Source organism: Terrabacter ginsenosidimutans (assembly GCF_039539425.1).
In the GTDB taxonomy this organism is placed as follows: domain Bacteria; phylum Actinomycetota; class Actinomycetes; order Actinomycetales; family Dermatophilaceae; genus Terrabacter; species Terrabacter ginsenosidimutans.
The window spans coordinates 510122-524044 of the sequence record NZ_BAABDC010000003.1; the positions used below are offsets into that span (position 1 = coordinate 510122).

At 73.1% G+C, this 13923-nt stretch carries 14 protein-coding genes; 8 read left to right on the forward strand and 6 right to left on the reverse strand.

Annotated features, from left to right (window positions below; translation table 11 throughout):
• The first annotated feature begins 14 nt into the window (after positions 1-14).
• From ABD831_RS12635 to ABD831_RS12670, 8 genes are all read left to right on the forward strand, one after another.
• Positions 15-893, forward strand: a complete 879-nt coding sequence (locus tag ABD831_RS12635; protein ID WP_344946783.1) for a Fic family protein — start codon at positions 15-17, stop codon at positions 891-893.
• A 695-nt stretch (positions 894-1588) separates the two neighbouring features.
• The gene (locus ABD831_RS12640; RefSeq protein ID WP_344946786.1) at positions 1589-2425 is read left to right on the forward strand and encodes a nucleotide-binding protein; all 837 of its coding nucleotides are present in this window, start codon (positions 1589-1591) and stop codon (positions 2423-2425) included.
• The gene (locus tag ABD831_RS12645; RefSeq protein ID WP_344946789.1) at positions 2422-3618 is read left to right on the forward strand and encodes a TadA family conjugal transfer-associated ATPase; all 1197 of its coding nucleotides are present in this window, start codon (positions 2422-2424) and stop codon (positions 3616-3618) included. Before ABD831_RS12640 ends, ABD831_RS12645 begins: the two co-directional genes overlap by 4 nt.
• 31 nt (positions 3619-3649) lie before the next feature.
• Positions 3650-4630 (forward strand): hypothetical protein, encoded by a 981-nt coding sequence (locus ABD831_RS12650; RefSeq protein ID WP_344946792.1) that lies wholly within the window; start codon positions 3650-3652, stop codon positions 4628-4630.
• Complete coding sequence (locus tag ABD831_RS12655) at positions 4627-5409, forward strand: type II secretion system F family protein (RefSeq protein ID WP_344946795.1); 783 nt, start codon at positions 4627-4629, stop codon at positions 5407-5409. Before ABD831_RS12650 ends, ABD831_RS12655 begins: the two co-directional genes overlap by 4 nt.
• A 203-nt stretch (positions 5410-5612) precedes the next feature.
• A complete protein-coding gene (locus ABD831_RS12660; RefSeq protein WP_344946798.1) occupies positions 5613-5816 on the forward strand; it encodes a DUF4244 domain-containing protein in 204 nt (67 codons plus the stop codon).
• Between the two features lie 86 nt (positions 5817-5902).
• Positions 5903-6262, forward strand: coding sequence for a TadE family type IV pilus minor pilin (locus ABD831_RS12665; protein ID WP_344946801.1), 360 nt, complete (start codon positions 5903-5905; stop codon positions 6260-6262).
• Positions 6259-6615: an Rv3654c family TadE-like protein gene (locus ABD831_RS12670; RefSeq protein ID WP_344946804.1), complete on the forward strand. Its 357-nt coding sequence runs from the start codon at positions 6259-6261 to the stop codon at positions 6613-6615. Before ABD831_RS12665 ends, ABD831_RS12670 begins: the two co-directional genes overlap by 4 nt.
• A gap of 34 nt (positions 6616-6649) precedes the next feature.
• Here the strand turns inward: ABD831_RS12670 and ABD831_RS12675 are convergent, their stop codons facing one another.
• The 6 genes from ABD831_RS12675 to ABD831_RS12700 form a co-directional block, all read right to left on the reverse strand.
• Positions 6650-7114, reverse strand: coding sequence for an RrF2 family transcriptional regulator (locus tag ABD831_RS12675; protein ID WP_344946808.1), 465 nt, complete (start codon positions 7112-7114; stop codon positions 6650-6652).
• A 345-nt stretch (positions 7115-7459) separates the two neighbouring features.
• On the reverse strand, positions 7460-8470 hold the full coding sequence (locus ABD831_RS12680; protein WP_344946811.1) for a sulfate/molybdate ABC transporter ATP-binding protein: 1011 nt from the start codon (positions 8468-8470) through the stop codon (positions 7460-7462).
• Positions 8467-9273, reverse strand: a complete 807-nt coding sequence (cysW, locus tag ABD831_RS12685; protein ID WP_344946815.1) for a sulfate ABC transporter permease subunit CysW — start codon at positions 9271-9273, stop codon at positions 8467-8469. Before cysW ends, ABD831_RS12680 begins: the two co-directional genes overlap by 4 nt.
• The gene (cysT, locus tag ABD831_RS12690; RefSeq protein WP_344946818.1) at positions 9270-10208 is read right to left on the reverse strand and encodes a sulfate ABC transporter permease subunit CysT; all 939 of its coding nucleotides are present in this window, start codon (positions 10206-10208) and stop codon (positions 9270-9272) included. Before cysT ends, cysW begins: the two co-directional genes overlap by 4 nt.
• Positions 10205-11248, reverse strand: a complete 1044-nt coding sequence (locus ABD831_RS12695) for a sulfate ABC transporter substrate-binding protein (RefSeq protein ID WP_344946822.1) — start codon at positions 11246-11248, stop codon at positions 10205-10207. The genes cysT and ABD831_RS12695 overlap by 4 nt, the downstream gene beginning before the upstream one ends.
• 152 nt (positions 11249-11400) lie before the next feature.
• Positions 11401-13737, reverse strand: coding sequence for a DEAD/DEAH box helicase (locus ABD831_RS12700; protein WP_425582817.1), 2337 nt, complete (start codon positions 13735-13737; stop codon positions 11401-11403).
• Positions 13738-13923 lie beyond the last annotated feature (186 nt).

The following is a 13923-nucleotide window of genomic DNA, read 5'->3' on the forward strand; positions in this document are numbered from 1 at the left end:
CTAGGCTGAAGGGCGTGCCAGACCCGACGCGTCCGACCCAGCAGACCGCCCTGATCGACCAGCTCGTCGCCCTGACCGACCTGCCCGACGTGCGCGAGCGCGCCGACGCCGCCCGCCAGGCCTGCACGCAGCTGCGGTTCCACGAGGCGCTGCGCCGCCGCATCCCCGAGGCGGCCGCCGAGTCGCGGGTCCGGGGCGCGCAGGCCAGCGCGGCCCTCGACGGCGCGGAGTTCCCCGTCGACGTCGTGCGCGAGCTGATGAGCGGCGCCCGCGACTGGCCCGAGGACCTCGACCCCGGGCTGCGCACGCTCAAGGGCGCCGTCGCAGCGACGGCAGAGAGCGAGCGGGTCGTCTCGCTCGTGCGCACCGCCCCGCTCCAGGCCCTGGCGCGGCTGCACGTCGCGGCCGCCTCACCCGTCGTCCGTGGTGACGCGCTGGGACGCCCTCGCACCGGCGACGAGGACTGCACCGAGCTCGTCGACCTCGGCGCGGCGCCCCCACCCACCGTCGTCGCCGCCCGCCTCGCCTCCCTGTCCGACGTCATCGTCGCCGCGGCCGGCAGCAACCGCGTCCCGGCCGCCGTCGTGGCCGCCCTCGTCCACGCCGAGATCGCAGCCGTCCGCCCCTTCGTCCACGGCAACGGCCTCGTCGCGCGCGCCATGGAGCGCGCTCTCGTCCAGGCACTCGGACTGGACCCCACCGGCGTCGCCGTCCCGGAGGCCGGCCACGTCGGAAACGGTGGGCCGGCCTACCTCGGTGCGCTCACGGCATACGCAAGTGGTGGCGCCGCGGGCGTGGGTCTCTGGCTGTCCCAGGCCGGCGAGGCGATCGTCCGCGGGGCCGCCGAAGGCCAGCGGATCAGCGACGCGGTGCGGGCGGGCCGTCTCACCTGAACCTCGGCTGGACGCCCGATGTGGCGATTCGTGCGGGATGTCCACGGGGGTGGACAGTTTCTTGGTCGGCCGGGCAGGTGGGGGGTGTCGCCGGGCCGCGGGTCTGGAGTAGAACGGACTCAGGAACCACATCGCCGAGAGGCGTAGATCCGGATCCACGTAGGACAGAAGTCTCGAGAAGAGGCCGAGTACCCACGCGAGAGCAGTTCACTTGGAACCGTCCACCCCCGGGCGCACAACCGGGGCGACACTTTGAGAATGCACGCCTGGTAGCCCGGAACTTCTCTGGAGGCCCCCCGACCATCTGGTCGGGGGGCCTCCGCCCTGTATGCGAAAATGTCCCGTCGCGAGGCCCGTTCCCAACGAATTTGCCGTGTCGTGACATAGCGCGAGAAATCACCGCGTGTCGTGACATCCCGGTTTGCAATCCGGGGTCAGAAGGCCCAACATTGTTGGTGGTGCTCCCCTCAGGGGTCGAGCACCGACGCGATCTGGCTCCTCCCCCCCGGCGCCAGTCTCGTGAGGTGGCCTTCGTCTTCCCCCGGACGAGGGCCACCACTATTTTCCGGGCACGTCGGCTCCGGTTCCGGGGGCTACGGGCGCGTTGTCCACACCTCCCCGGCGCCCACCGCGTCTGTCCACCGACGGGCGTAGGCCGCTGGGCGGGCCTGCGTGGGTGCACGACGGTGGGGCGCATGGGAAACGTCATCGCCTTCGTGCCGACCTCCGGTGGGGTCGGCTCCTCGACCCTCGCGGCCGCCGTGGCCGTCCGCGCCGCCGCAGCAGGGCGCGCGGTCGTGGCCGTCGACCTCGACCCGCTCGCCGGCTGCCTGGACGTCGTGTTCGGCCTGGAGCAGGAGCCGGGCTGGCGCTGGCCCGAGCTCGCTGACGTCGCCGGCGTGGTCGACGGGCAAGGCCTGGCCGACGAGCTGCCCGTGTCATGCGGCGTGCCGGTGCTCTCCGGGCGCCGCGACGCGCGCTGGGACCCGAGGTCCGCCAGCGGGTCCGGGCTCGCGTCAGACAGCAGATCCGACAGCACGTCCGACAGCACGTCCGACGGGTGGCTTGACACCCTGCCCGACGTCGTGGCCGGGCTGGCCGACGCGCACGACCTGACCGTCCTCGACCTGCCCCGCGACCCAGCCGTGCTCGACGCCGTCGCGTCCCTCATCGACGCGCTCGTGGTGGTGGTCGGCACCCAGGTGCCCCAGCTCGCGGCCGCCTCTGCGGTGGTGTCGGGCACGCGTGGGCTGCTGCGACGGCTGCGCGACGCGGGCCGTCCTTGGGAGGCCGAACCGCTGCTCCCGATCGAGCCCTGGGTCGTGCTGCGTGGCCGCCGCGTTGAGGCCGACCTCGAGGACCTCGTCATGGACGACCTCGACGTCCCCCTCGTCGCCACCATCGGAGACGACCGGCGCCTCATCGCCGAGGTCGCAGAGGGTCTGCCACCCGGCGCTCGCGGGCGCGGCGAGGTGGTGCGCGCTGCCGACGAGCTGCTGCTGCGGCTCACCGACCAGGCCGTCGCCGCATGAGCGCCGAGCCCCGCTCCGGCGGGACCCTCACCCCCGCCGTGTGGCAGCGCGTCCGGGCCGGGGTCGGGCCCGACGGGGCCGCCGTCGGGGCCGTGGCCGAGCAGGAGCGCGGCGCCCTCGGAGCGCACCGAGTGGCCGAGACGCGGTCTGCGCTCGCCTCACGGGTGCTCGGCGCCGGACCTCTCGACCCGTGGTTGGCCGAGGCGGGGGTCACCGACGTCGCCGTCAACGGCGACGGGCGCATCTGGGTCGACCGCGGCCGAGGCATGGAGATGGTGGGGGAGCGGCTCGACCCCGACGACGCCCGTGGCCTGGCCGTCCGCCTGGCCGGCATCGCCGGGCGACGCCTCGATGAGGCAAGTCCCTGGGTGGACGGGCAGCTTCCCTCGGGCGCCCGACTCCACGCGATGCTGCCGCCCCTCGTCGAGGGCGGCCCGCACATCACCATCCGCGTGCCACCGAGCGAGCCCGTGCCGCTGTCCGAGCTGTGCGCGCGGCAGATGCTGCCGACCGAGTGGGAGCCGGTGCTCCGGGCGCTCGTCGGTCAGAAGCTCGCGTTCGTCGTCTCCGGCGGCACCGGCGCGGGCAAGACCACGCTGCTGGCCGCCCTGCTCGGGTGCAGCGATCCTGTCGAACGCCTTCTCGTCGTCGAGGACGTCCGCGAGCTGACGGTCGACCACCCGCACCTGGTGCGACTCGAGGCGAGGCCGGCCAACGTCGAGGGCGCCGGCGAGGTCACCTTGACGACGCTCGTGCGCCAGGCCCTGCGCATGCGTCCCGACCGCATCGTCGTGGGAGAGGTCCGCGGAGCCGAGGTGCGAGAGCTCCTGGCCGCCCTGAACACCGGGCACGAGGGTGGGTGCGGCACGGTGCACGCCAACGCGCCGGCCGACGTCGTGGCCCGGTTCGAGGCGCTGGGAGCCCTGGCCGGACTGACCCCTGAGGCGGTCCGCGCCCAGCTGGCCGCGGCCATCGACGTCGTCGTCCATGTGACCCGTGACCGGGGCCTGCGCCGGGTCGCCTCGGTGGCGGCGCTCTTCCGGCGCGACGGCAACCCCTGCATCGTGCCGGCGCTCGAGTGGGACGGTCCCGGGCATGCGCCCCGGTTCGCCGCCGGGTGGACGGCGCTGGCCGCACGCCTCGGGCTGGATGTGGACCTCACGGGGTCGGTCCCTCTGGCGGACGCGTCATGAGCGAACAGCAGATCTGTGGGACGGGGCCGTCGTGAGCTGGGTCTGCTCGAACGCAGCCGTCGCGGACGCGGTCGGTGCGACCTTGGGGGTCGCGGGCCCGGGTGTGGCGGACGGCGCCCCCGCGAACATGGCCGTGGCGAACGTCGGCGCCGCTGGGGCCGTCGCGGCAGTGCTTCTCGGAGTCGCCGTCCTGGTGTGGCCCCGGCGGACGTCGGCGCGGTCGCCGATCGCGGGGCTTCGGCCCGTCGACGTCCTCCAGGCCGGCTCGGGCTCGGCGCCCGGCGCGCGTGGTGACGTCGGCCCGGACAGCGCCACCTCGAGCCTCTGGCAGCAGGATCCGGTCGACCTCTACCGGCAGTGGCGCCTGCGGCGTCGACCGGGTGACCTCGTCGACGACGTGCTCGACCTCCTGCGCGGGATCGGGCCGGCGCTCGGTGCCGGTCTGACCCCGGCCCGTGCCATCGAGCTGGCTGCGACCTCCACCCTCGGCGTCGAACGCGTGCGCCTCGCGCGGGAGTCGACGCGCCGGCAGGGCCGGCGGGGTGACCGCAACCGTGTCGATCTCCGAGCCGCGCGCGCCGACATCGACCAGCTCGTCGGCGCCCTGCTCGACGTGAGCGACCGCGCCGAGCCCACCTCGCCGGTCTGGGCGACGTGGGCCGACCGAAGCGCGTCCGCGGAGCTCGCCCTCGTCGCCGCAGCCTGGCGCCTCTCCGAGAGCACCGGTGCGCCGCTGGCCTCGGCGGTCGACCGCGCTGTCCGGGGCCTGCTCGACGCCCGCGCCCGACGCGGCAAGGTCGCCGTTGCCGTCGCAGGCCCGCGCGCCACGGTCACCGTGCTCACCCTGCTTCCGCTCACAGGTCCCCTCTTCGGGCTCGCCTGCGGCATCGACCCGGCCACGCTCTACCTCGGGTCACCCGTCGCGACGGCCAGCGCCGCGCTCGGTCTCGTCCTCGTGTGGGCGGGTCGGGTCTGGTGCACGCGGATGGTCCGCCGGGCGGTGCGGCCATGAGCCCTCTCGCCCCGTCCCACGCCCCGTCCGACGCGTTGGCCGTGGTCACGCAGGGCTCGATGCTCGCTGGGCTCGTCGCCGCCGGTCTGGCAGCCGCAGCCGTGCTCGTGCTCCTCGGCGGGCGCCACGAGGCCGACGGATCGAGCGGTTCGGTCTCCGCCGCCCATCCCGACGTCGGCGCTGAGGGCACTGGTGGCGCTGACACCGTGCCGAGCTCGCCACCATCATCCGCCCGCCGGCAGGACAGCCCAGTCAGCCCAGTCAGCCCAGACGGGCAGGGGCGAGAGGCAACCCGCGGGCGCGGCCTCCGGTTCCTTCGCCGTGGCCAGGATGACCAGGCTGAGGCGGACGACGCCCAGGTCTCCTCGGCGCTGGCCCTGCTGGCGCTGGCCTACCGCTCGGGCCTGCCCACGTGGGACGTCCTCGAGGCCGTCGCGGCAGGGCTCACCGGCCGGGCTTCGACGGACCTGCGACAGGTCGCCACCGCGCTCCGATGGGGAGCGAGCGAGGCAGAGGCCTGGGCATCGGTCGGGCACGTGTGGGCACCTGCCGCACGGGCCGTCGCCATCGCCCATCAGGCGGGTGTGCCGCCGGGAGCCATGCTCCTCGCTGCCTCCGACGACCTGCGCGAGGCCGAGCTCGAACGGCTGGAGATCTCGGCAGCCAAGGTCGGGGTGCGACTCGTCGCCCCACTCGGGCTCGTGCTCCTGCCGGCGTTCTGCCTCAACACGGTCGCCCCGCTCGTCATCGCTCTGGCCGGTGACCTCATGAGCGGGTGACCCGACGCAACGGGGGCAGAGGTGCTCGACACCGGTGCCCACAGCAGCCCGCGAGATCGCCCCAGCCCCACGACAGCTGCGACAGCCACGGGGCCGGCGACCTCGCTCGGCCCGCGACCGCCCAGCCCCCGTCATCCCTCGGACCCACGAGGACCACAGCCTCCCGGGCACTTCGGCCCGGGCGAGGAGAGAAGGAGACTCGCATGACTCACCGACTGACCCGCAAGCTCACCCATTTCGTGGCGCCACGGCCGCGCCCGGACAGAGGGATGACGACGGCGGAGTATGCCGTCGGCATCATGGCCGCCTGCACCTTCGCCCTGGTGCTGCTCGGCGTCGTCAAGTCCGACGCCGTGCGCAGCGCCCTGGCCGGAATCGTCCAGAGCGCGCTGGGGATAGCGGGGTGAGGTCACGCCGCCCTCGGCCCTCACCTGGTAGCGATCGCGGGGTGAGGTCATGCCGGTCTCGGTCCTCACCAGATCGGGATCGCGGGATGGTGACGGCCGAGCTCGCCGTCGCCATCCCGTCCGTCGTGCTCGTGCTGGCCCTGTGCCTCGTCGCTGCCAAGGCCGGTGTCGACCAGATCCGCTGCGTCGATGCGGCACGCGTCGCGAGCCGAGCAGCCGCGCGGGGAGATGATCCTGCGCGGGTCAGGGCGCTCGCGGCGGCGGCGGCACCGGACGGGGCGAGCGTCCAGGTCGACGGCGTGGACGGGGCCGCGGGCGGGGGACCGGGTGGCGGAGCCGGCGGCGCGGTCCGCGTCACCGTCTCGGTGCGCACGGGCGGATGGGGTGTGTTGCCGGCGTGGGACCTCTCCGCGTCCGCGGTCACTCCGGTCGAGTCGGCCTCGTGAGCGGGCGAGCCCGGTCAGCGCCGGAGGACGGGGCGGCCACCGTGCTGGTGCTGTCCCTCGTGGGTCTGGTCCTTGCGCTGACGGTCGGTGCCCTGGTCGTCGCGTCAGCCGTCGTCGCCAGCCAGCGAGCTCGACTCGCCGCAGACCTCGGCGCCCTGACGGGCGCCTCGGCCCTCCAGGACGAAGCGTCACCCGCGAGTGCGTGCGCGGCGGCACGACAGGTGGTCGGCGGGAACGGGGCTGCGACACAGAGCTGTTCGTCGGACGGTTCGGTCGTCGACGTGCGCGTCATGGTGCCTGTGGGGCTGTGGCCCGAGCCCGCCGTCGCGCGTGCTCGCGCCGGCCCAGAGTGATCAGGCGGCTCCCATGGGTGGGGCCGACCGGTGCTCAGCGGTTCTGCCAGGCGTCCGGCGCCGTGAGCAGCTGCCGCACCCGGCTGGGCAGGTCGCCGGTGCGGAGGTCCTCGATCGAGGTCTCGTCGAGCACCTCGCGCAGGCTCGCGCGCACCGCCACCCAGAGGCTCGGCAGGTGCGTGGCGACTCCGTGGTACTCCGTCTCGTGCGGCCGCAGACCGCGCACCTCGGCGAGGGGTCCGTCCACCGCACGGAAGATGTCTCCCACGCTGATCTCGTTGCGCGGGCGGCCCAGGACATAGCCGCCGCGCGCGCCGCGGCGGGACAGCACGAGGTTGCCGCGGCGCAGGTCCGCGAAGATCGCCTCGAGGAACTTGCGCGGCAGCTCCTGCCGGGTCGCGAGGCTGTCGATGCTGATCGGGCCCGAGCCCTCCGCGTCCGCCTCGGCGAGGATGAGCATCGCGCGGACCGCGTAGTCGACTCGTGCCGAGATGTCCACGCGTGCAGTCTGCCGCACCCGATGGATCCACCGCGCCAAAGGCTGTTTCCCGGACCTTCCCCTTGTCGACTGCCCAGTTCTCGGCGTGGGAACTGGGCACTCGACCGGTGGGCGGGCGGGGACCCGTCGGGACGTGGGCACTCGACCGGGGTGGGGCGGGTGTGACTGAGGCGGCGAGGTGTCGTCCCCTCGCCGCCTCAGTTCGTTCGGGTGTCCCGGTCTCCCGAGCCACCCACCCACGCCGCGTGGCGGCGAGGGAAGCTTCACGCAATAGGTTAGGCCGTCGCCCCTCGTGAGGGGGAGTCGTGTCTCACCTTGGGGGTGCCGCGGTCTGGACGCTCCGGCTCAGATCGCGAGCGCGGGGTCGTGCTCGACGACGCTCGACCGGGCGACGGCGCGCGCGTGGATCGTCTCGCCCTCGCGTAGCTGCAGCTCGGCTGCGTCGCGCCGGGTGATCTGGGCCGCGAACCGCTCGCCGGAGTCGGCGCGCAGGTCGACGCGCACCTCGAAGCCGAGCGGCACGACGCGTTCGACGACGGCGTCGATGACACCGGGGGAGTCGGCGATCTTGGCGTCGAGCGCGAGGGCCGTCGCGCGGTCCCGCTCCAGCACGATGTCGTGCGGCCGCACGAGCTGGCCGCCGAGCCGAGACACCGATCCGAGGAAGCCCATGACGAAGTCGTTGGCGGGGCGCTCGTAGAGCGTGACCGGGTCGCCGACCTGCTCGATGCGGCCCTTGTTGAGCACCGCGATCCGGTCGGCGACGTCGAGCGCCTCCTCCTGGTCGTGCGTCACGAGCACCGTCGTCACGTGGACCTCGTCGTGCAGCCGTCGCAGCCACTGGCGCAGGTCGGTGCGCACCTTCGCGTCGAGCGCTCCGAACGGCTCGTCGAGGAGCAGCACCTGCGGGTCGACCGCGAGGGCACGCGCCAGGGCCATGCGCTGACGCTGCCCGCCGGAGAGCTGCGCCGGGTAGCGGTGCTGGAAGCCCTCGAGTCCGACGATCTCGAGCAGCTCGTCGACCTTCTTGTTCGCCTCCGCCTTGGGCCGCTTGCGGATCGTCAGCCCGAAGGCGACGTTGTCGCGGACCGTCATGTGCTTGAACGCGGCGTAGTGCTGGAAGACGAAGCCGATGCCGCGCCGCTGCGGCGGCTCGGCCGTCACGTCGCGACCCTGGATCGTCACGGTCCCCGAGTCCAGGCCCTCGAGCCCGGCGATGGAGCGCAGCAGCGTCGACTTGCCCGACCCGCTCGGCCCCAGCAGCGCGGTCAGCGAGCCGCTCGGGATGTCGAGGCTCACGTCGTCGAGCGCGGCGAACGAGCCGTAGTTCTTCCGGGCGCTGTTCACGGTGATCATCGGTCGCTCCTCTTGCGGTCGAGCACGGTCATGAGCAGCAGCACGACGAGCGCGATGCCCATGAGGAGGGTGGCGGCGGCATACGCGCCGTAGGTGTTGTGGTCGTCGATGTAGCGCGAGTGGACGAGCAGCGTCAGGGTCTGCGAGACGCCGGGGAAGCCCGAGCTGACCATGATGACCGCGCCGAACTCACCGAGCGCACGCGCGACGGTCAGGACGACGCCGTAGCTCAGGCCCCACCGGATCGCCGGAAGGGTGATGCGCCAGAAGGTCTGCCACCCGCCGGCGCCGAGGGTCGAGGCGGCCTGCTCCTGCTCCGTGCCGATCTCGTGGAGCACCGGCTCCACCTCGCGCACGACGAAGGGCAGCGTCACGAAGATCGTCGCGAGCACCATGCCGGGAATGCCGAAGATGACCTGGAAGCCGGACCGGTCGACGGCTCCGAACCAGCCGCCCGCGCCCCACAGCATGATCAGCGAGACACCGACGACGATGGGCGACACCGCGAAAGGCAGGTCGACGACGGCCTGCAGCAGTCCGCGGCCGCGGAATCGCCCGCGCACCAGTGCGATCGCGGTCGCGACCCCGAAGACGACGTTGATCGGCACGGTGATCGCGACGATGAGCAGCGACAGGTTGAGGGCCGACCTGGCGGCCGGGGTCGAGATCGACGCGACGAACTCCGAGAGACCGGGCTCGAAGGTGCGCCAGAGGATCACGCCGATCGGCACCGCGAGCAGGAAGAAGAGGTAGCCGAGGGCGAGCACGCGCAGCGACAGGCGCGTGCCGCGGGAGACCCTCATGCGTCACGCTCCTCTCGTCGCTGGGTGCGGCTCGACACGACCCGGAGCACGAGCAGCGTGAGGAACGCGATGGCGAGCAGCGCGACCGAGACCGCGGCGGCGGCCTGCGGACGGTCGATCTCGATCTGCTGCTGGATGTACTGCGACGCCACCTGCGTCTCGCGCGGGATGTTGCCGCCGATGAGCACCACCGAGCCGTACTCGCCGATGGCGCGCGCGAAGGCGAGCCCGGTGCCGCTGAGGATCGCCGGAGCCAGCGTCGGCAGCACGATCCGGCGGAACGTCGTCCAGCCCGAGGCGCCGAGCGAGGCGGCGGCCTCCTCGACCTCGTGGTCGGCCTCGATGAGCACCGGCTGGACCGAACGCACGACGAACGGCAGCGTGACGAAGAGCAGCGCGACGACGAGGCCCCAGCGCGTCGCGTTGAGCTCGACACCGATGGGGCTGTTGGGGCCGTAGAGCGCGAGCAGCACGATGCTCGCGACGATCGTCGGCAGGGCGAAGGGGAGGTCGATGACGGCGTTCACGACGCGCTTGCCGCGGAACTCGTCGCGGACGAGCACCCATGCGACGAGCGTGCCGAGGACCGCGTTGAGAAGGGCCACGACCGCCGAGACGAGGACGGTGACCCAGAGCGCCGCCAGGGCCGTCGGCGCGGTCACTGCCTCCCAGAAGCCGGCGAGTCCGTCGTCGAACGCGGCGACCGTCAGCGCGGCGAGCGGCAGCAGCACGATGACGCTGAGCCACAGCGTGACGACGCCGACGCCGAGCGGGCGACGCAGGCCACCACGTCGCGTCCACGGTCCACGCCGCTGGTCCTGACGCTCGCCTGGTCGTATGCCGTCCGGCGCGGTCGTGTCCGGACGCGCCGGCAGGGGCGCCGCGTCCGTCTCCGGACGCGGGCCCCTGCGGTGCTGGTCGGTGTCCGTGGTCACTGCGTCGCCTGGTCGTAGATCTTGGCGATGTCACCGACGTCCTTCTTGAAGAGCGTGCTGTCGACCGTCTTCCAGCCGCCGAGGTCGGCGATCGTCCAGAGCTTCGACGGCGTCGGGAACTTCGACGCGTAGTCCTTGGCGACCGTCTCGTCGACGGGGCGGAAACCGGCCTCGGCGAGCAGCTTCTGTGCCTCGGGCGTGTAGAGGTAGTCGTCGAACGCCGTCGCAGCCGCGAGGCTCTTGGTGCCCTTGAGCACGGCCGCCGGGTTCTCGATCTTGAAGGTCGTCGGCGGCGTCACGTGCTCGACCGGGTCGCCCTTCTTCTCCACGAAGAGGGCCTCGTTCTCGTAGCTGAGGAGCGCGTCGCCGCTGCCCTGCAGGAACGTCTCGGTCGCCTCACGGCCGGACTTCGGCTGGACCTTGACGTGGTCCTTGACGAGCGCCGACACGTAGGCGAGACCGGCGGCCTTGTCGGCGCCCCCGTTGCTCTTCGCGGCATACGGCGCGAGGAGGTTCCACTTGGCCGAGCCGGACGAGAAGGGGTTGGGCGTGACGACCTCGACGCCGGGCCTGAGCAGGTCGTCCCAGTCCTTGATGCCCTTGGGGTTGCCCTTGCGGACGACGATCGTCACGACGGAGCCGAAGGGGATCCCCTTGTGCTCGTTGGCGTTCCAGCTGGGATCGACGAGCCCGGCGTCGACGAGTCGGGTGATGTCGGGCTCGACGGAGAAGTTGACGAAGTCGGCCTCGGCCCCCGCGGCGACCTTGCGGCTCTGGTCGCCGGACGCGCCGTAGCTCTGCTGGAACTGCACGCCCTTGCCGGCTGCGGTCCTCTGGAAGGCGGGGATGACGACGTCGAACCCGACCTTCGGCACGGCGTAGGCATAGAGGTTGACGGTGGTCGTCGTGGCGCCACCGGCGGCGGTCCCGGCGGCCGCGACGCTGTCGCTGGCCCCGCCACCGGCGCACGCCGTCAGGCCGAGGGTCGCGGTGACGGCGATGGCGGCGAGGGCGCTGTGGGTGAGGGACGGGCGGCGCATGTCGGCTCCTGAGGGGTGTCGTCCGGATGGGTCCTTTCCCTATCCGTTGCATGGGAGTTTCGAATAGCGCGACGTTACCGGTCAAATAACTCGACATTATGTCTCAGAGTGTGGGCGGCGCCCCGGGGCGCCGCACGGCGCGGCCGTCAGGGTCAGGGCGTCGCGGGACCTGTGGGCCCGGCCGGGCCGGCCGCGCGCAGTGCGAGGTCGAGCAGCGCGACCGCTCCACGCTTGTCGAGGGGCTCGTTGCCGTTGCCGCACTTCGGCGACTGGATGCACGACGGGCAGCCGCTGGCGCACTCGCACGACGCGATGGCCTCGCGGGTTGCGCTGAGCCACGGTCGGATTCGCCGGTAGCCACGTTCGGCGAAGCCGGCACCGCCGGGGTGTCCGTCGTAGATGAGGATCGTCGGCAGCCCCGTGTCCGGGTGCAGCGCCGTGGAGACACCCCCGATATCCCAGCGGTCAGCGGTCGCGAAGAGGGGCAGCATGCCGATCGCCGCGTGCTCGGCGGCGTGCGCCGCTCCGGGTATGCCGTCCTCCGCGACCCCGACGGCGGCGAGCTCCGCGACGGGCATCGTCCACCACACGGCCTTGGTCGCGAGCGTGCGTGGCGGCAGCTCGAGCGGGTGCTCCCCGAGCACCTCGCCGCCCGGGAGCCGGCGCAGGAACGAGGTGACCTGGTGGCGCACGCTGACGTGGCCGAACGAGCAGCGGAGGGCGCCCCACTCCTCGTGCTCGACCTCGTGGACGATCTGGAAGTCGCTGACCGACTGCGCCTGGGTCGTCCAGCCGGGGTCGCCGCGCACGGCGAAGGCGGCGTGGTCGTCGAGGTCGAGCTCGGTGATGACCCACGTCTGGCCCTGGTGCAGGTGCACCGCCCCGGTGTGCGCCTGAGAGTGCGCGGCGGCGTCGTCGACGGTGCCGACGACCCGACCGGTCCGGGTCTCGATGATGCGCACGGGCTCGCCCGCGCCGCGCAGCGAGAGGTGGTCGGCGGGACGGTCCTCCCGCCCCCAGAACCAGCCGCGGGGCCGCTTCTTGAGGATGCCGCGGGCCACGAGGGCGTCGAGCAGCACCCGCGTCTGCGGGCCGAAGATCTCGATGTCGGCCTCGGTGACCGGCAGCTCGGCCGCCGCCGCGGCGAGGTGGGGGGCGAGCACGTGCGGGTTGTCGGGGTCGACGACGGTCGCCTCGATGCCGCGGCCGAAGATGGCCTCGGGGTGGTGCACGACGAACGTGTCGAGCGGGTCGTCGGCGGCGACGAGCACCGCGAGCGACCGCTCCCCGGACCGGCCGGCCCGCCCGGCCTGCTGCCACAGCGACGACAGCGTGCCGGGCCAGCCCGCGAGCAGCACGGCGTCGAGCCCGCTGACGTCGACACCGAGCTCGAGGGCGTTCGTCGCGGCGAGGCCGAGCAGCTCCTTGGAGCGCAGCGACCGCTCGAGCTCGCGGCGCTCCTCGGGCAGGAACCCGCCCCGGTAGGCAGCGACGCGCCCCTCGTCGGTGACGGAGACCCGCTCCTTGGCGATGCGGGCCACCACCTCGACGCCGGCCCGGGACCGGGCGAAGGCGACGGTCTGCACGTGCTCGCGCACGCACCCGGCCAGCAGCTCACCGGTCTCGGTGATGGTGCTGACCCGCTGCGGCTGCCCGTTCTCGCCGACGAGCAGCGGCGGCTCCCAGAGGGCGAAGGTCATCGACGCACGAGGTGACCCGTCGCGCGTCACCGGGGTCACCGGCATACCGAGGAGCCGCGAGGCGTGCTCCTCAGGGTCGGCGACCGTCGCGGACGCGAAGACGAAGGTCGGCTCGGCGCGGTAGCGCGCGGCCACTCGCCGCAGGCGGCGCAGGACCGCGGCCATGTGGGCGCCGAAGACGCCCTTGTAGACGTGGCACTCGTCGACGACGACGTAGCGCAGCGCCCGCAGGAACGAGCTCCACCGCTCGTGTCCGGGCAGGAGCGAGTGGTGCAGCAGGTCCGGGTTGGTCAGCACGAGGTTGGCGTGGTCGCGGATCCAGCGGCGCTCGTCGGTGGGGGTGTCCCCGTCGTAGGTCGCCGGGCGCACCGACGGCAGCGCGAGCCGGTCGATGCGGCTCAGCTGGTCGGCCGCGAGGGCCTTGGTGGGGGAGAGGTAGAGGGCCGTCGCGCCGCGGCCGCTCGGGGCGCTCGCTCCCGACACGAGGTCGCTGAGCATGGGCAGGTGGTAGCCGAGGCTCTTGCCCGACGCCGTCCCCGTGCTGACGACGACGTGCCGTCCCGCGTGGGCGGCCTGCGCGACCTCGACCTGGTGCGACCACGGCGCCTCGATGCCCGACGCGAGCAGGGCCCCGAGGAGCGTCGGGTCGACCCACTCCGGCCAGTCCGCGTGGACGGCCTGCCGCGCCGGCACCTCGTGCACGTGCACGAGACGCTCGGGGTGGTCGCCGACGAGCGTGCGCAGGAGGTCCTCCGGCACGGGTCCCATGGGCGCTGGCTCCCCGTTCATGTGGAGCAACCGTATGCCGTCGGGGTACGGTAACCGTCGTGCGGGGCAGGTTACCGCGCAGTCGGTCAACCAGGGGAACGTGACTGGCGAGAACCCCCTCAGGTCTCGTCAGGAGTCGACCGGCCCGTGGCGCGGCAGCATCCTCGACCGAGGCAACCGGAAGCTTTTTGGCGTGTGGCACAGGAA